General features: G+C 71.3%; 13 protein-coding genes and 1 tRNA gene. 7 read left to right on the forward strand and 7 right to left on the reverse strand.

Going from position 1 to position 17531, the window contains the following annotated elements; translation table 11 throughout:
* Positions 1 to 61 precede the first annotated feature (61 nt).
* Positions 62 to 970 carry a PAC2 family protein gene (locus tag DCE93_RS07460; protein WP_244284117.1) on the forward strand — a complete coding sequence of 303 codons (909 nt, stop codon included), beginning with the start codon at positions 62 to 64 and terminating at the stop codon, positions 968 to 970.
* A 49-nt stretch (positions 971 to 1019) separates the two neighbouring features.
* Here the strand turns inward: DCE93_RS07460 and DCE93_RS07465 are convergent, their stop codons facing one another.
* The gene (locus DCE93_RS07465) at positions 1020 to 1847 is read right to left on the reverse strand and encodes an undecaprenyl-diphosphate phosphatase (RefSeq protein ID WP_108595332.1); all 828 of its coding nucleotides are present in this window, start codon (positions 1845 to 1847) and stop codon (positions 1020 to 1022) included.
* A 55-nt stretch (positions 1848 to 1902) separates the two neighbouring features.
* A complete protein-coding gene (locus DCE93_RS07470) occupies positions 1903 to 3228 on the reverse strand; it encodes a M20/M25/M40 family metallo-hydrolase (protein ID WP_108595333.1) in 1326 nt (441 codons plus the stop codon).
* Positions 3229 to 3339: 111 nt separating this feature from the next.
* On the opposite strand from DCE93_RS07470, the gene DCE93_RS07475 reads away from it, so the two are divergent.
* From DCE93_RS07475 to DCE93_RS07495, 5 genes are all read left to right on the forward strand, one after another.
* Positions 3340 to 3423 (forward strand) — tRNA-Leu (locus DCE93_RS07475).
* Positions 3424 to 3566: 143 nt separating this feature from the next.
* Entirely contained in the window at positions 3567 to 4331 is a 765-nt protein-coding gene (locus DCE93_RS07480) for a hypothetical protein (RefSeq protein ID WP_205647409.1), read from the forward strand.
* The gene (locus tag DCE93_RS07485; RefSeq protein WP_108595334.1) at positions 4331 to 5887 is read left to right on the forward strand and encodes a DNA polymerase Y family protein; all 1557 of its coding nucleotides are present in this window, start codon (positions 4331 to 4333) and stop codon (positions 5885 to 5887) included. The genes DCE93_RS07480 and DCE93_RS07485 overlap by 1 nt, the downstream gene beginning before the upstream one ends.
* 55 nt (positions 5888 to 5942) lie before the next feature.
* Positions 5943 to 9398: an error-prone DNA polymerase gene (locus DCE93_RS07490; RefSeq protein WP_108595335.1), complete on the forward strand. Its 3456-nt coding sequence runs from the start codon at positions 5943 to 5945 to the stop codon at positions 9396 to 9398.
* A 9-nt stretch (positions 9399 to 9407) separates the two neighbouring features.
* Complete coding sequence (locus DCE93_RS07495) at positions 9408 to 10286, forward strand: DUF3097 domain-containing protein (protein WP_108595336.1); 879 nt, start codon at positions 9408 to 9410, stop codon at positions 10284 to 10286.
* 33 nt (positions 10287 to 10319) lie between these two features.
* Here the strand turns inward: DCE93_RS07495 and DCE93_RS07500 are convergent, their stop codons facing one another.
* The 3 genes from DCE93_RS07500 to DCE93_RS07510 form a co-directional block, all read right to left on the reverse strand.
* Complete coding sequence (locus tag DCE93_RS07500; protein ID WP_108595337.1) at positions 10320 to 11072, reverse strand: SDR family oxidoreductase; 753 nt, start codon at positions 11070 to 11072, stop codon at positions 10320 to 10322.
* Positions 11073 to 11080: 8 nt separating this feature from the next.
* Positions 11081 to 12175 carry a VIT1/CCC1 transporter family protein gene (locus DCE93_RS07505; protein ID WP_108596650.1) on the reverse strand — a complete coding sequence of 365 codons (1095 nt, stop codon included), beginning with the start codon at positions 12173 to 12175 and terminating at the stop codon, positions 11081 to 11083.
* Positions 12176 to 12365: 190 nt separating this feature from the next.
* Positions 12366 to 12842 (reverse strand): Lrp/AsnC family transcriptional regulator, encoded by a 477-nt coding sequence (locus tag DCE93_RS07510; protein ID WP_235825252.1) that lies wholly within the window; start codon positions 12840 to 12842, stop codon positions 12366 to 12368.
* Positions 12843 to 12954: 112 nt separating this feature from the next.
* Here DCE93_RS07510 and DCE93_RS07515 point away from each other — a divergent pair, with 112 nt between their 5' ends.
* Entirely contained in the window at positions 12955 to 14199 is a 1245-nt protein-coding gene (locus DCE93_RS07515) for a trans-sulfuration enzyme family protein (RefSeq protein WP_108595339.1), read from the forward strand.
* Between the two features lie 96 nt (positions 14200 to 14295).
* Here DCE93_RS07515 and DCE93_RS07520 read toward each other — a convergent pair whose 3' ends face one another.
* The gene (locus DCE93_RS07520; RefSeq protein ID WP_244284118.1) at positions 14296 to 15675 is read right to left on the reverse strand and encodes an MFS transporter; all 1380 of its coding nucleotides are present in this window, start codon (positions 15673 to 15675) and stop codon (positions 14296 to 14298) included.
* Positions 15676 to 15708: 33 nt separating this feature from the next.
* Complete coding sequence (locus DCE93_RS07525; protein ID WP_235825251.1) at positions 15709 to 17505, reverse strand: DEAD/DEAH box helicase; 1797 nt, start codon at positions 17503 to 17505, stop codon at positions 15709 to 15711.
* Between the last annotated feature and the right edge of the window lie 26 nt (positions 17506 to 17531).

Below are 17531 nucleotides of genomic sequence, written 5' to 3' on the forward strand. Positions count from 1 at the left end.
CGGGCACGGCCTATTGTGGAGGTGAACCCCGAGAACCGGGGCGGGAAGCGGGGCACCAGGAGTGAATCAGCCGGCCGGTTTCGAGGGCGGAAGGCTGCTCGTCGTCGCATTCGAAGGATGGAACGACGCCGGAGAGGCGGCGACCGGGGCAGCGAAGCTGCTCGTCGAGCGACTCGGCCTCATCGAGGTCTCCGCGGTCGACCCCGAGCTCTACTTCGACTACCAGTTCACCCGCCCGACGATCTCCGTCGGCGACGACGGCGTGCGCCGGCTCGAGTGGCCGGGCGCTGCGATCATGGGACCGGGCGGTGAGGCCAGCGATGACGACGACCGGGTCACCGGCCCGGGCGCCGAGAACCTGCACGTGCTGATCGGCGCCGAGCCCGCTCGCAGCTGGAAGGGGTTCGCCGCCGAACTCATCGACGCGGCGCTCGCCGCCGACATCGAGTGCATCGTGCTGCTCGGGGCGATGCTCGCCGATGCGCCGCACACCCGACCGCTCGCGGTCTTCGCCTCGAGCGAGAACCCCGAGGTGCGGTCTGCGCTCGGCGTGGAGCGCTCGAGCTACGAGGGCCCGGTCGGCATCCTCAGCGTCATCGCCGACCAGGCCGAGCGCGGGGGCATCCCCACGGTCTCGCTCTGGGCATCGGTGCCGCACTACGTGCACAACGCGCCGTCGCCGAAGGCGGTGCTCGCGCTGCTCGGCAAGGTCGAGGAGCTCACCGGCCTCTCGATCCCCCGCGGCAGCCTCGAGGTCGACGCGAAGGCGTGGGAGGCGGGCGTCGACGCGCTCGCCGCCGACGACGACGAGATGGCCGGCTACATCACGCAGCTCGAGCAGGCGCGCGACGCGGTCGACGCGCCCGAGGCGAGCGGCGAGGCGATCGCCCAGGAGTTCGAGCGGTACCTGCGCCGCCGCGGCGAGGAGCCCGGTGGGCGCGCCGACGGTCGAGGCGACGGCCCGCGCTGAGCCCGCACCGAGTTCGCACGGGCGGTTCGGCCCGCGCCGAACCCTCGGCTCAGGCCGTGAGCACCCCCGTGCCGAGCAGCACCAAGATCGTCGTGCCGAGCAGCACGCGGTAGATCACGAACGGCAGGAAGCTGCGCTTCGAGATGTAGCTCATGAAGAACGCGATGACGAGGAGCGCGACGACGAACGCAACGAGCGTCGCCGCAGCCGTCTCGATCGGGCCGTACACGGCGGGCTCGCCGAAGCTCTTCACGAGCTGGAAGAACCCGCTGCCGAAGACGGCCGGGATCGCGAGCAGGAACGCATATCGGGCCGCTGCCGCACGCTCGTACCCGAGGAAGAGCCCCATCGTGATGGTGCCGCCGGAACGCGAGACGCCCGGGATGAGCGCCAGCGCCTGCGCGAGTCCGAAGAAGATGCCGTGCGGCACGGTCAGGTCGTCGAGCCCCCGCCGCTTCGCTCCCGCCCAGTCGGCGAGTCCGAGGATGAGGCCGAACACGATGAGCATCGTCGCGACGATCCAGAGCGATCGGAGGCTCGTCTCGATCTCATCCTGGAACAGGATGCCGAGCACCACGATCGGCACGGAGCCGATGATGATGAGCCAGCCCATGCGGGCGTCGGGATCGTTCCTCGGAACCCGGCCCGTGAACGAGCCGAACCAGTGCGAGATGATGCGCACGATGTCACGCCAGAAGAACACCACGACGGCGGCCTCTGTGCCGAGTTGCGTGATCGCGGTGAAGGCCGCACCGGGGTCTTGGGCGCCGGGCAGGAACTCCCCCAGGATGCGCAGGTGAGCGCTCGAGGAGATCGGGAGGAATTCGGTGAGTCCCTGCACGAGGCCGAGGATGAGCGCTTCGATCACGTGGGGCATCCGCCTTCCGCCTCCGCGGAAGTCGGAGGGCTGTGCTGATCTGGACTGAGTTCGGTCAGTAGTCGAGGAGGAGGTCGCGCAAGACCTGCCTACCGAAGACTAGTGCGTCGAGCGGCACCCGCTCGTCAACCCCGTGGAACATGGCCGGGAAGTCCAAGCCTTCTGGCAGCTTCAGCGGCGCGAAGCCGTAGCCGGCGATGCCGAGCCGGCTGAGCGCCTTGTTGTCGGTGCCGCCCGAGAGCAGGTACGGGAAGACCGGGGTGCCCGGGTCGTGCACGCCGAGCGAGCGCTTCACCGCATCGACCAGGGCACCGGATGTCGCGGCCTCGAGTCCGACGTCGCGGTGCACGATCTCGACCTCGACGTCGTCGCCGACGAGCGCGCGCACCTCGGCGAGCACGGCGTCCTCCTCGCCGGGCAGCGTGCGGATGTCGATGAGGGCCTCGGCGCGGTCGGGGATCACGTTGTGCTTGTAGCCCGCGGTCAGGAGCGTGGGGTTGCTCGTGGTGCGCAGGGTCGCGGTGATGAAGCCCGAGGCCGATCCCGTTGCGAGGGCGAGTTCGTCGGGCGAGACCTGCTCGGGGTCGACGCCGAGCACGCCCGCGATCTCGGCGAGCAGCTCGCGGGTGGTGTCGGTGAGGCGGATCGGCCACTCCGTGCGGCCGAGCGTCGCCACGGCACCCGCGAGCTTCGTGATCGCGTTGTCGCGGATGAGCCGGGAGCCGTGGGCCGCGACGCCGTTCGCGACGAGTCGGATCCAGAGCAGCGACTTCTCGCCGGTCTGCAGCAGGTAGGCGCGCGTGCCGCCGACGGTGATCGAATAGCCGCCGACCTCGCTGATCGCCTCGGTGGCTCCGTCGAAGAGCTCGGGATGGTGATCGACGAGCCAGCCGGAGCCGAGACCGCCGCCGGCCTCCTCGTCGGCGAAGAAGGCGACGATGAGGTCGCGTGCAGGCTGGGAGCCCGAGGCGATGATGTCGCCGACGGCGGTCAGCATCATCGCGTCCATGTCTTTCATGTCGACCGCCCCGCGGCCCCAGAGCATGCCGTCGCGCACCTCGCCCGCGAACGGGTCGACGCTCCAGTTTCGGGCGTCTGCGGGCACGACGTCGAGATGACCGTGCATGACGAGGGCCGGCTTCGAGGAGTCGCGCCCGGGCACTCGTGCGACGACGCTCGTTCGCCTCGGTGCCGGCTCGAAGAGCTGCGGCGCGAGTCCGAGCGCCACCAGTCGCGCTTCGACGTATTCGGCGGCCTCGCGCTCGCCGTTGGCCGTGCCACCGCCGTAGTTCGAGGTGTCGAAGCGGATCAGGTCACGTGCGACGATCGCCGTCTCGTCGAGTTCATCGGCAGGGGGGATGTCGGTGGGTGACGGGGCCATGCCTTCACGCTAGCCGGGGCATCCGCCGATGGCCACCGTGTCGGGGGCGCCTCGGAATCCGTGCTAATGTCTTCTCTCGGGCCACTGAGGAATCGGAACGGCCTGACACGAGCGCGGGTGGCGGAAATGGCAGACGCGCTAGCTTGAGGTGCTAGTGCCCTAACGGGCGTGGGGGTTCAAGTCCCCCCTCGCGCACGCTTGTGTCGAGAAGGCCGGATCAGTTTTCTGATCCGGCCTTCTCGCATTTCCGGGGCTTCTCGCGCTTCGGGTCGGTTCCGGACAGTCGGCATGATGGACTTGCTGTATTCGAACATGTGTTCGAAACTGTGAGGGTGACCATGACCGCTCCCCTCGCCCCGGCCGATGTGCCCTCGCGCGTCGAGGAGCTGCAGGCCCGCATCCGCGGGATGCAGGCGACACGGCTCGAGTCGAAGACGGTGCCCACGCATCCGGCCCTCGAGCAGGTGCTGCCCGGGGGCAGCCTCCGCGAGGGCACGGTCGTCTCGGTCGAAGGCTCGACGACCCTGCTCATGGCGCTCCTCGCCGGCCCCTCTGCGAGCGGGAGCTGGGTCGCGGTCGCCGGCATGCCCGAGTTCGGCGTCGAGGCGGCTGCACGGTTCGGCATCGAGCTCGAGCGCCTCGTGCTCGTGCCCGATCCCGGGCGGCAGTGGCTCACGGTGGTCGCGGCGCTCGCCGACGTGATTCCCGTGGTCGCCGTGCGACCGGTCGGCCGGGTCGCTCCCGCCGAGGCATCGCGGTTGACCGCCAGGCTCAGGCAGCGCGGCACCGTGCTGCTCGTCGCCGGCGAGTGGCCGGGCAGCGACGCGAGCCTCGGCGTCGAGGCGAGCGAGTGGCACGGGCTCGAGCTCGGGCACGGGCACCTCAGCGACCGCGACGTCGTCGTCTCGGCAGGCGGGCGCGGCGAGTTCGGGCGGCGAGCACGCTCCCGGCTGCAACTGCCGGGGCGCTCCCTCGACTTCCGGGCCGCCGTCGACGAGACGCCTCGAGCGCCGGTGCGGCTCGACGACCCGGCGCGGCGCGACGAGCCGGTGCCCCTGGGCGACCCCGTGCGACTCGACGACTACGTGCGGCGGGCCGTCTGATGATCGTCGACCCGACCCGCACGATCGTGCTCTGGTGCCCCGATTGGCCCGTCTTCGCAGCCTGCCGCGAAGCCGGGCTCGACCCGGCCGCGCCCATCGCCCTCACCGACGGCGGCCAGATCTTCGCCTGCTCGGCGGCGGCCCGGCGCGACGGCGTCGTGCGCGGCCTGAAGCTCCGCGAGGCGCAATACCGCTCCCCCGGGCTCACCCTGCTCGACTACGACGCCTCACTCGACGTGCGCGTCTTCGAACCCGTCGTGCGACGGGTCGAAGAGACGGTGCCCGGGGTGCAGCTCATCCGCCCCGGCACGCTCGCCATGCGCGCCCGCGGCCCAGCCCGCTACTACGGCGGCGAGGATGCCGCGGCGCGGGCGCTGCTCGACACCGTCGCCGCACTCGGGGTGGTGGGCGCACGGGTCGGGGTCGCCGACGGGCCCTTCGCAGCCGAGCAGGCGGCCCGGGCGGCGAGTCCGACGGGTGAGGCGCCCGTGGGCATCGTCGCGCCCGGGGCATCCGCTGCGTTCATCGCCCCGTTGCCGGTGGGGCTCGTCGTCGATGCCCGCACCGGGGTCCTGCTGAACCGGCTCGGGGTGCGCAGCCTCGGCGAGTTCGCGGCCCTGCCCGAGGCCGATGTGCGGCGGCGCTTCGGCGCGGCCGGTGCGTTCGCACACGACCGGGCATCGGGTCGTGAGCAGGCGAGGGTGCTCGCCCGCACGCCGCCGCCCGAGTTCGAGGTCGCGCAGGAGTTCGAGCCGCCGCTCGACCGCATCGACCAGCTCGCCTTCGCCTTCCGCGTGCGCGCCGACGAGTTCATCGGGCGCATGCGGGCGAAGCGACTCGTGTGCACCGGCATCCGCGTCGAGATCGACGACGAAGCCGGCGGGCACTCCAGTCGCAGCTGGCTGCACCCGCGCTGGTTCACACCCGCCGACGTCGTCGACCGCGTGCGCTGGCAGCTGCAGGGCGCGGGCACCGCCGACAGCGCGCTCACCTCGCCCATCGTGCGGCTGCGGGTCGTGCCAGAACGCATCGACTCCACCGGCAACCACGAAGAGGGGCTCTGGGGCGGCGGTCCCGACGAGCGCGTGCATCACGGGCTCACTCGAGTGCAGAGCATGCTCGGCCACGACGCGGTCGTCACCGCCGAGATCGGCGGCGGCCGCATGCTCGCCGACCGGCAGGTGCTCGTGCCCTGGGGCGACCGGGCTCCCGAGCGCGGCGGCGAGGGGGCGCCGTGGCCCGGCAGCCTGCCCGCCCTGGCGCCCGCGAGCGTGTTCCGCGAGCGGCTGCCGATCGGGCTGCTCGACGCCGGGGGGTCCGTCGTCACCATCGATGCCCGGGGGGTGATCTCGGCGAACCCCGAACGCTTCGCGCTCGCCGGTGGCGTCGCCGCGCCCGTTCGGGCCTGGGCGGGCCCCTGGCCGGTCGTCGAGCGCTGGTGGGACGCCGAGCACGCGAGGCGCGTGCACCGGTTCCAGATCGTCGACGACGACGGGTGCGCGTGGCTCCTCGTGCGCGACGACGAGGGCTGGTGGGCCGAAGCGAGGTACGACTGAGCCCGGCTGATGGTGTGGAACGACTGGCTGGATCGATGGGCGATGGGCGGTACTGATGGGCTGGAACAATCCCGGCATCCCCTGGTCGGAGCTCGAGCGCAAGCTCTCCGACGTGCGCCGGCCCGGTGCCCCGAAGCTCATCGGCGACGGCGGCGACTCCCCCGCGTGGAGTCGCAAACGGCATCCGTACCGCCCGTCAGCGGGGCTCGAGGCGCCGACCGGGCCGATCGTGCCCTACGCCGAGCTGCACGCGCACTCGAACTTCAGCTTCCTCGACGGCGCCTCCTCTCCCGAGCAGCTGGTCGAAGAGGCGCAGCGTCTGGGGCTCACCGGCCTCGCCGTCACCGACCACGACGGCTTCTACGGCATCGTGCACTTCGCCGAGGCCGCCGAGAGCTTTCCCGAACTGCAGACGGTCTTCGGCGCCGAACTCTCGCTCGGCCTGCAGGGCCCGCAGAAGGGCTTCGCCGACCCCGAGGGCGAGCACCTGCTCGTGCTCGCCCGGCGAGAGGCCGGCTACCACCGGCTCGCCGGAGCGATCACCGGCGGGCAGCTCGCCGGCGGCGAGAAGGGGCGACCGGTGTACTCCCTCGAAGAGCTCGCCGAGCGGGCGGGCGGCGAGTGGGTCGTGCCGACCGGATGCCGGAAGGGCGCCGTGCGCCGTGCGCTCGCCGACGGCGGGGCGGATGCCGCGGCGCGCGAGCTCGATCGTCTCACCGCGCTGTTCGGCCGTGAGAACGTCGTCGTCGAGCTCTTCGACCACGGGCATCCGTTCGACCAGCAGGCCAACGACGCCCTCGCCGGGCTCGCCGAGCGGGCGGGCCTGCCGCTCCTCGCGACGAACGCCGTGCACTACGCGACCCCGCCCGAGCATCGCCTCGCGGCGGCCCTCGCCGCGGTGCGGGCGCGTCGCAGCCTCGACGAGCTCGACGGGTGGCTGCCGGCATCCGATCAATTGCACTTGCGCAGCGGCGCCGAGATGGCGGCGCGATTCGCCCGGTACCCCGGCGCGGTCGCCCATTCGGTGACCCTCGCCGACGAGCTCGGGTTCACGCTGCGCAGCGCCCGGCCGAAGCTGCCGAGGCAAGAGGTGCCCGAGGGGCACACGCCGATGAGCTGGCTGCGGGTGCTCGTCTGGCAGGGCGCCGAAGAGCTCTACCCCGGTGTGCCGCCGCACGTGCGCGAGCGACTCGAACGCGAGCTCGACGTCATCGAGCTGAAAGGCTTCTCCGGCTACTTCCTCATCGTGCACGACATCGTCGCCGAGGCGAGGCGGCGCGGCATCCTCTGCCAGGGTCGGGGTTCGGCGGCGAATTCGGCCGTCTGCTACGCCCTGCGCATCACCGCGGTCGACTCGATCGGGTACCGGCTGCCCTTCGAGCGCTTCCTCTCGGCGCTGCGCGATGAAGAGCCAGACATCGACGTCGACTTCGACTCCGACCGTCGTGAGGAGATCATCCAGTACGTCTACGCGAAGTACGGCCGCCAGAACGCGGCGCAGGTCGCGAACGTCATCAGCTACCGGCCGAAGGTCGCGGTGCGCGACATGGCGAAGGCGCTCGGCTACTCCACCGGCCAGCAAGACGCCTGGTCGCGGCAGGTCGAGCGGTGGGGCGCCGTGGTCGAGACCGACGACCACGACATCCCCGACGCCGTCGTCGAGCTCGCCGGGCAGGTGCTCACCTTTCCACGCCACCTCGGCATCCACTCGGGCGGCATGGTGCTCACCGACCGGCCCGTCGGCGAGGTGTGCCCCATCGAGCACGCCCGCAAAGAGCACCGCACCGTGCTGCAGTGGGACAAAGACGACTGCGCCTGGATGGGCCTCGTGAAGTTCGACCTGCTGGGCCTCGGCATGCTCGCGGCCCTGCAGTACACCTTCGACCTCGTGCGGGAGTCGACGGGCGAGGTGTGGGAGCTCTCGAGCCTGCCGAAAGAAGAGGAGGCGGTCTACGACATGCTCTGCCGCGCCGACTCGATCGGCGTGTTCCAGGTCGAGAGCCGGGCGCAGATGGGCACGCTCCCCCGGCTGAAGCCCCGATGCTTCTACGACCTCGTCGTCGAGATCGCGCTCATCCGCCCCGGTCCGGTGCAGGGCGGCGCGGTGCATCCGTACATCCGGCGTCGCACCGGTGAAGAAGCGGTCAGCTACCTGCATCCGAAGCTCGAACCCGTGCTCGAACGCACGCTGGGCGTTCCGCTCTTCCAGGAGCAGCTCATGCAGATGGCGGTCGCGGTCGGCAACTGCAGCGCCGCCGACGCCGATCTGCTGCGGCGGGCCATGGGCTCGAAGCGCGGTGTCGAGAAGATCGAACGCCTGAAGGCGAAGCTCTACGCGGGCATGGCCGAGAACGGCATCGAGGGCGAGGTGGCCGATTCGATCTACGCCAAGATCGAGGCCTTCGCGAACTTCGGCTTCGCCGAGAGCCACGCCCTGAGCTTCGGGCTGCTCGTCTACGCGAGCTCGTGGCTGAAGCTGCACTATCCGGCGGCGTTCCTCGCCGCGCTGCTCCGCGCGCAGCCGATGGGGTTCTACTCGCCGCAGACGCTCACCGCCGATGCGCGGCGTCACGGGGTCGAAGTGCTGCGACCAGACATCCTGCGGTCGGGGGTGCACGCGGGGCTCGAGGCGACGAGCGGCGATCCTGTCGGCGCAGACGCCACCGGCACCACCGGCTCCGGGCTCGGCGACGGATGCCGCGCGCCGACCGGTCTCGAGGCGTGCGCCGAGCCCGTGCAGGCCCCGGTCGGAGACTTCGACCGCAGCGCTCCCGATCGCGGAGCCGAGCACCGCCGTGACGGCGACTTCGCGGTGCGGCTCGGCCTGGCCGATGTCTCCTCCATCGGCCAGGCCGTCGCCGAACGCCTCATTGCCGAACGCGAGGCCCACGGCCCCTACCGCGACATGGCCGACGTCTCGCGTCGCGCTGCGCTCGACGCCGCCCAGCTCGAAGCGCTCGCCGCGGCGGGCGCGTTCGACGGGTTCGGGCTTCAGCGACGCGAGGCGCTCTGGCTCGCGGGCGAGGCGGCCCTCGACCGCGAGGAGTACCTCGCGGGCTCGGTCGTCGTCGTGCAGCCGCCGCTGCTGCCGATGCTGAGTCCGGCCGAACAGGTCGTCTACGACCTCTGGGCCACGGGCATCTCCCCCGACGACCACCCCATCCGGCATGTGCGCGAGCGCCTCGACGAGCGCGGGGTCATCCGCATCGACCTGCTGCAGCTGGCCGAGACGGGCCGGCGCATCGAGGTGGGCGGTGTGGTCACGCACCGGCAGCGGCCGGCGACGGCGAGCGGCATCACCTTCCTCAACCTCGAAGACGAGTCCGGCACGTTGAACGTCATCGCCGGGGTCGGGGTCTGGAACCGGTACCGCCGCATCGCGCGTGAGGCGCCGGCGATGATCGTGCGCGGCATGCTCGAGCGCTCTCGCGAGGGCGTCACGAACCTCATCGCCGATCGATTCGAACCACTCACCGTGTCGGCGCCGCACCGGTCACGCGACTTCCGTTAGCCTCGACCGGTGCCCGCGACACCCCCTGACGATTTCCGCAACGACCCCCACGATCGCTACGGCGGCGATGTGCTCGCCGGCGACTGGAAGGCGCGCGGCCGCCGGGTGATTTCCACGGTCGAGGCCGAACGCGACCTCGTCGTCGAACTCGCCGACAGCGGCTTCTGCGGCGCCGTCGTCGGCATCGAAAAGAACATCGTGGTGCTCGAAGACCGCTTCGGCGCCAAGCGCATGTTCCCCCTCGGTCACGGCTTCCTCGTCGACGGAGAGGCAGTGCAACTCGTCCGGCCGAAGCCGAAGGCCCCGGCCGGGCGGCTGCGCACGGCCTCGGGTTCGTTCGCCGTCGAGTCCGCGCCAGCGCGGACAGCCCTGCCGAGCCGCATCTTCGTCGAGGGGCGTCACGACGCCGAGCTCGTCGAGAAGGTCTGGGGCGCCGACCTCCGCATCGAGGGCGTCGTCGTCGAGTACCTCCAGGGCGTCGACGTGCTGGCCGACGTGCTCGCCGAGTTCCGCCCCGCGGCCGGCCGCAGGGCGGGTGTGCTCGTCGACCACCTCGTGGCGGGATCGAAGGAGCAGCGCATCGCCGACGCCGTCATGCGCGGCCCGTACGCGGCGAACGTGCTCGTCGTGGGGCATCCCTTCATCGACATCTGGCAGGGCGTGAAGCCGGCCCGTCTCGGCAAGGCGGCCTGGCCTGTGATTCCGCGGGGCACCGAGTGGAAGCACGGCGTGTGCGACGCGTTCGGCTGGCCGCACGCCGAGCAGGCCGACATCGCACGCGCTTGGCAGCACATCCTCGGTCGGGTGCGCGGCTACGGCGACCTCGAACCGGCCCTGCTCGGCCGGGTCGAGGAGCTCATCGACTTCGTGACCGCACCGGCCGGCTGACGACGCGGCCGGTCGTCGAACGGTCGCGGCGGATCAGATCGAGAAGCCGCCGTCGCTCATGATCAGCTGTCCCGTGATCCACCGGGCGTCGTTTGAGACGAGGAATCGCACCAGACGTGCGGCATCGTCGGGGGTGCCGAGCCGGCCGCCCGGCTGCGCGGCGGTGAGCGCGGCGCGTGTCTCGTCATCCATCCATCCGGTGTCGACCGGCCCCGGGTTCACGAGGTTCGCGGTGATACCGAGCGGTGCGAGCTCGCGAGCGGCCGCGATGATGATGCGATCGAGCGCGCCCTTGCTCGCACCGTAGGGCATGTTGCCGACGACGTGGTCGCTCGTGAGGGCGACCACACGGCCTCCGCCGCTCGGCACCTGGCCCGCGAAGGCTTGCAGCAGGAGCCACGATGCCCGGGTGTTCACCGCGAAGTGACGGTCGAAGCTCTCGACCGACGTGTCGAGGATGCCGGAGTCCACGCTCTCTGCGTGCGAGAGCACGAGCGCGCGGACCGGTCCGAGCGCAGCGGATGCCTCGGCGACGAGCCGGCCCGGCACGGCAGGGTCGGCGAGGTCGGCGTCGACGGCGATGCTGCGGGCCCCGAGTGCCCGAAGTTCGGCAACGAGGGCGGCGGGATCGCGATCGGGGTCGCCGCCGAGCGACATCCGCCGATCGTAGTCGCCGAGGTGACTGAACACGATGTCCCAGCCGTCAGCGGCGAGGGTGGTGGCGATCGACCAGGCGATGCCGTTGCGGCGGCCGGCGCCGGTGAGCAGGGCGACGGGTCGTGACATGGGAGCTCCTAGACGATCGTCGTGCCGAAGGCGAGGCCGAGCAGGTAGGTGACCGCGGCGGCGCCGAGGCCGATGCCGAGCTGGCGAAGTGCCCGCTTCAGCGGCGACGCACCCGACAGGAGACCGACGATCGCACCGGTGGCGAGAAGCGCGACGCCCACGAGCACCGTCGCCGTGATGATCGCCGCGAGCCCGGTCATGCCGAAGAGGTACGGCAGCACGGGGATCAGGGCGCCCGAGGCGAAGAAGCAGAAGCTCGAGATCGCCGCCGAGAGCCCGGTGCCGACGGCCTCGTCATCGTGCTCGATGATGTTCAGCGCATCGGTCGGCGTCTGCGCCTGCTCGGCGGCGTGCACCCGGGCGACGACGAGCGCGGCGTGCTCGACGGCATCGCGCTCGTCCATGCCGCGGGCCCGGTAGACGAGTGCGAGCTCATTGGCGTCGATGTCGAGGTCGGGCAGTGCGTCGCGCGCCGAGGGGTCTGGGGCGGATGCCTCGAGCAGCTCGCGCTGCGACCGAACCGAGACGTACTCCCCCGCCCCCATCGACAGGGCGCCGGCCAGGAGGCCGGCGATGCCCGTGAAGAGCACGACCGCGGCGGGTACGCCGGTGGCGCCGATGCCGAGCACGAGCGCGAGGTTCGAGACGAGTCCGTCGTTGGCTCCGAACACCGCGGCGCGGAAGGTGCCCGCGAGCCTTCGGCGGCCGCGTGCCGCGAGCCCGCGCACCACCTCGCCGTGGATGCGCTCGTCGGCGGCCATGGCGGCCGTGGCGTCGGGGTCGCTCGCATACGGCGATCGTGCTTCTGCGCGCTGCGCGAGCGCGAGCACGAAGATCGAGCCGAACCGCCGGGCGAGCGCGCCGAGCACTCGGGTGCGCACGTCGGCGCGGGGAACTCCGCGGTCGTCGCCGCCGAGCAGCGCGAGCCAGTGCGCCTCGTGGCGCCCCTCCGCCGCCGCGAGGGCGAGCAGGATGCCGCGCTCCTCACCGTCGCGACGTGCCGCGAGCTCACGGTAGACGGCGGCCTCGGCCCGTTCATCGGCGAGGTAGCGTCGCCACCTCGCTCGGTCGGCGGCCGTGCCGGCCGGCGGTCGGTCGTTCATCGTGCTCCCGTCCATCGCGGGCGCCCGGCTGTCGCGGCCTGGGCTCGTCCCGCGTCATCGCATGCGGCCGCTCGCACGACCTCAGTCACGCTATCGGCCGGACACGATTCGAGACCCCGGTTCGCGCGGATTGGCAGGATTTCGGAGAACCGAACCGCCGTCTCGGGAGTCGTCTCGATGGAGCAGGAACTCAGCCGACCAGCCGGTTCCAGCCGTCTCCGTCGACGTGTTCGAAGATCAGGTTCGTCTCGGTGTGCGCGACGGCCGGATGCCCCGTGAGGTACGCGAGCACGAACTCGCGCAGCTCTACGGCGTCGCGTGCGGCGACGTGGATCAGATAGTCCTCGGCCCCGGCCATGTGGAACACGCCGATCACGCCGGGCAGATGCGGCACGGCTTGCCGGAACGCATCGATCTCGCTCCGATCGTGCTTGACGAGCCGGATGGCGATGAGCGCCTGGAGCGAGACCCCGAGCGACGCCAGGTCGACGTCGACACGGTACCCGCGCACGGTGCCGAGACTCTGCAGACGGCGCAGTCGGAGCGATACAGTCGACTCGGCGACTCCGACCTCAGCGGCGAGAGCGGCACCCGAGGCGCGCGCGTTCATCGAGAGTGCTTGGAGCAACGCACGGTCGACGCGGTCGAGTTCTGGTTTCTGCGCCACGTGCGGTCTCCTCAGGAGTTTGGGAATGCAGAACATTCGAGATTTCGAGTGTATCGCATGGATGCTTCATGAAGAGTTGCCGAACGTCACAGATTCTGCTTTGGTTCGACCCATGCAGACATCGTCGTCACATCTCGAGACCCGCGCCGTCCACGGCGGCATGACGGGTGTGCGGGAGAGCGGTTCCCACGTGCCCGTCATCGACTTCTCCACCACGAACCCGCTGGGCGACGTCGAGACCGGAGGCGCCTCGTACGAAGAGCTCGCGACGGGGCACGATCTCGGCGAGGGCCGCTCGGCGGTCTACCAGCGACTCTGGCAGCCCGGCGTGGCGAGATTCGAGGAGTCGCTCGCCGGCCTCGAGGGCACCGAGGGTGCCGTCGCGTTCGCGAGCGGCATGGCGGCGCTGGCCGCCACGCTGATCGCCTCGGCCTCCGCCGGCCGCCCGCACGTTGTCGCCGTACGACCGCTCTACGGCGGCACCGACCATGTGCTCGCGAGTGGGCTGCTCGGCACGGAGGTGACGTGGGTGGGCCCCGCGGACATCACTGCCGCGATTCGGCCCGACACCGGGCTCGTGATCGTGGAGACCCCCGCGAACCCGACGCTCGAACTCCTCGACATCCGGGCGGTGGCGGATGCGGCGGGCGAAGTGCCGTTGCTCGTCGACAACACCTTCGCGACGCCCGTGCTGCAACGCCCGGTCGAGCACGGAGCGACCCTCGTGCTGCACAGCGCCACCAAGTATCTGGGCGGTCACGGCGACGTGATGGGCGGCGTCGTGGCGGGTGACCAGGAGTGGGTCGAGCGGTTGCGACAGGTGCGTGCGCTCACCGGCGGACTCCTCCACCCGATGGCCGCGTACCTGCTGCACCGCGGACTCCGCACCCTTCCGCTGCGGGTACGCGCGCAGCAGGAGACCGCTGCCGTACTCGCCGAGCGGTTGCTCGCGCATCCGGCGGTGGCGCGCGTGCACTACCCCGGCCTCCCCGGCCAGGATCCCGCCGGCCTCCTCGGCACCCAGCTCGAGGGGCCCGGATCGGTGATCGCGCTCGACATGGTGGGCGGGTACGAGGCGGCCGCGCGCTTCACGGAATCGTGCGAGCTCATCACCCATGCCGTGTCGCTCGGCGGCGTCGACTCGCTCGTGCAGCATCCCGCCTCGCTCACGCACCGCCCCGTCGCAGGTGAGGCCAAGCCGGGCGCAGGCATCGTGCGCCTCGCGATCGGTCTCGAACACGTCGACGACCTCACGAGCGACCTCATGGCCGCCCTCGATCGGGCGGCCGAAATCGGCGGTCTGCACGACGTCGCCGCCGCAGGGGTCGCAGCGGAGCAGGCCGCCGAGGTGCGCTGACCGAACGCGCCGGGCGCAACGAACGCAGACGAACGTGCCGAACCGAACGGGACTCTCGGGCCCGTCGGAGGCGGCCCGAGCGAAGTGCGGGGGCCCTCAGTCGCGCGCCGGCGCCGCCTCGGAGGGCATCGGCGCCCGGGCGGGATTCCGGATGCCGATCCACGACACGACGCCGCCGATCACGAGGAATGCCGCCGTGGCGATCGCCGCCCGGTGGAAGCCCTCGACATCGAGCCTGGTGCCGACGATGACGCCGATCGAGGCGATCGCGACGAGCCCGGCGATGCGCGCGACGGCATTGTTGACCGCCGAACCGATGCCGGCCCGCGCCGGGTCGACCGCGCCGAGGATCGCCGACGTGAGCGGCGCCACCGTCATCGCCATACCGAGTCCCATGACCACGATGCCCGGCAGGAGCTGGGTCCAGTACGCCACGTCGTCGGTGACGGTGAGCGTGAGCAGGTAGCCGATCGCAGCGGTGAGCGGGCCGAACGTCATGAAGATGCGCGGACCGAATCGCGACGAGAGCCCGCCGAACCAGGAGCCGAGGAAGACGATCATGATGGTCGGCGGCAGCGTCGCGAGCCCAGCGAGGGTCGCTGAGAACCCGGCGAACTCCTGCAGGAAGATCGCGATCGCGAACGTGCCGAGCGAGAGGGCGGCATAGATGAAGAGCGTCGCGAGGTTGCCCGCCGCGAAGTTTCGGGCGCGGAACAGGCTCAGCGGCAGCATCGGCTGCGGGGCGCGTCGCTCCCACCACAGGAACACGGCGAACGCGACGATGCCGACGACGAGCGGCACGAAGACCACCGGCGACGACCAGCCGAAGCGGCCCTGCTCGATGAGGGCGAAGACCGTGCCGCCGAGACCGACGACGCCGAGGCCCGCGCCGAGCCAGTCGATGCGCTCCCGGGCGGGGTTCGGCTCATCGCGGCCGAGCGCGCGCATGAAAACGAGGGCGAAGGCGATCGGCACGAGGTTGATCCAGAAGACGAGTCGCCACGAGACGAGGTCGACGAGCGCCCCGCCGAGAAGCGGACCGATGAGGAACGCGGCGGTCGTCCACGCCGTCCAGCGCCCGATCGCCTTGCCCTGCGCCGCCGCCGGGAACGTCGCGATGATGAGCGCGAGCGAGCTCGGCACGAGCAGGGCGCCGGCCGCACCCTGCAGGGCACGGCCGATGACGAACACGAGGCCGTCGGGTGCCATCGCGCAGAGCACCGAGGTGGCGGCGAAGCCGTAGAGCCCGATGCGGATGATGCGCAGCCGCCCGAACGAGTCCGACAGCGACCCCGCGAGCAGGATCAGCGAGCCGAGCGTCAGGAGGTAGGCATCGACCGCCCACTGCTGCAGGGCCAGGCCGCCGCCGAGCTCGGCTTCGATCGACGGCAGTGCCACGTTGATGACCGCACCATCGAGGAACGCGATGAAGGAGACGACGATGGCGACGACGAGCACCCGCGTACGACGTTCCATACGGGTCATGCTATCCCCGCACCGCCGACCTGATCAGCGACTGCCGAGTCGCTTGCGCAGGAACTCGATGCGCGCCTGCAGCTGCGTCACGGTGGCCTGCGCGACAGCCGGGCCGCCGCACACGCGGCGCAGCTCGGCGTGCACCTGCGAGTGGGCTTCACCCGTGTGACGCGCCCACAGCCCGACGAGGCTGTTGAGCAGCGAGCGCTGCTCTTTCAGCGTGCGGTACAGCGCGACCGGTTCGGGGTTCTCCTCTGCGACGACGTGCTTGCGCCGCTCCCCTGCCCGCCGCGCCTGACGCGCCTGACGGTGCCGCAGCAGCTCGGAGACCTGCTCGGGTTCGAGGATGCCGGGGATGCCGATGAAGTCGTACTCCTCGTCGCTGCCGGGCTCGGCGAGGGTGCCGAACTCGGTGCCGTCGTAGAGCACGCGATCGAACGAGGCATCCGAGCCGATCGCCTCCCAGGTGCCGAGACCCGCCTCTTCGGAGGCGCGCTCCTCGCGGTTGGCCGACTCGAGCAGGCTGTCGTCGAGGCCGTCGTCGTCGCCCTCGCCGCTGCGCCGGTCGAGCGCGTGATCGCGTTCGAGTTCGAGCTGCGAGGCGAGCGCCATGAGGCCCGGCACATTGGGCAGGAAGACCGATGCCGTCTCACCGCGGCGCCGTGCCCGCACGAAGCGGCCGATGGCCTGGGCGAAGAAGAGCGGCGTCGACGCACTCGTGGCGTAGACGCCCACCGCGAGCCGCGGCACGTCGACGCCCTCGGAGACCATGCGCACCGCGACCATCCACCGGCTCGTGTTCGCCGAGAACTCCTCGATGCGCGCGCTCGCCTCCTTCTCGTCGGAGAGCACGATCGTGACCTTCTCGCCGCAGATCTGCTCGAGGATCTGGGCATACGCCCGTGCGACGGTCTGGTCGGTGGCGATGACGAGCCCGCCGGCGTCGGGGATGCCGTGGCGCACCTCGGTGAGCCGGCGATCGGCAGCGGCGAGCACCGCCGGGATCCACTCGCCGCTCGGCTCGAGGGCCGTGCGCCAGGCCGAGGAGGTGATGTCTTTCGTGTTGTCTTCGCCGAGCTTGGCCTCCATCTCGTCGCCGGCCTTCGTGCGCCAGCGCATGTGGCCCGCGTAGACCATGAAGAGCACCGGGCGCACGACGCCGTCGGCGAGAGCTCGGCCGTAGCCGTAGTCGTAGTCGGTCTTCGACAACCGCACGCCGTGCGCGTCGGGCTCGTACTGCACGAACGGGATGGGCGCGGTGTCGGACCGGAACGGCGTGCCGGTGAGCGAGAGCCGCTTCTCGGCGCGATCGAACGCCTCGCGGATCGCATCGCCCCACGAGAGGGCGTCACCGCCGTGGTGCACCTCGTCGAGGATCACGAGCGTCTTGCCCGAGAGGGTCAGCTCGCGGTGCAGCGCCGGGCGCATGGCCACCTGCGCGTAGGTGACCGCAACGCCGTGGAAGTGCCGCGAGCTGCTGCCGTGGGCGTTGCGGAACCCCGGATCGAGACGGATGCCGGCGCGCGCCGCGGCATCGGCCCATTGCCGCTTGAGGTGGTCGGTGGGTGCCACCACCGTGATGCGGTCGATGATGCGCCGCGCCCGCAACTCGGCTGCGAGCCGCAGGGCGAACGTCGTCTTGCCGGCGCCGGGCGTGGCGGCCGCGAGGAAGTCGCGCGGCAACTCGTCGAGGTATTGCTCGAGGGCCTCGGCCTGCCAGGCGCGCAGCTTCGAAGCCGTGCCCCACGCTGCACGCTCCGGGAACGACGGTGAGAGGTGCTCGGCGGCCGACGTGCCCGGTTGGGGGCCGAAAGGGATCGCAGTGCTCACTGAATCCGAGCGTAGCGGAGGGGCCC

Source organism: Agromyces badenianii (assembly GCF_003070885.1).
In the GTDB taxonomy this organism is placed as follows: domain Bacteria; phylum Actinomycetota; class Actinomycetes; order Actinomycetales; family Microbacteriaceae; genus Agromyces; species Agromyces badenianii.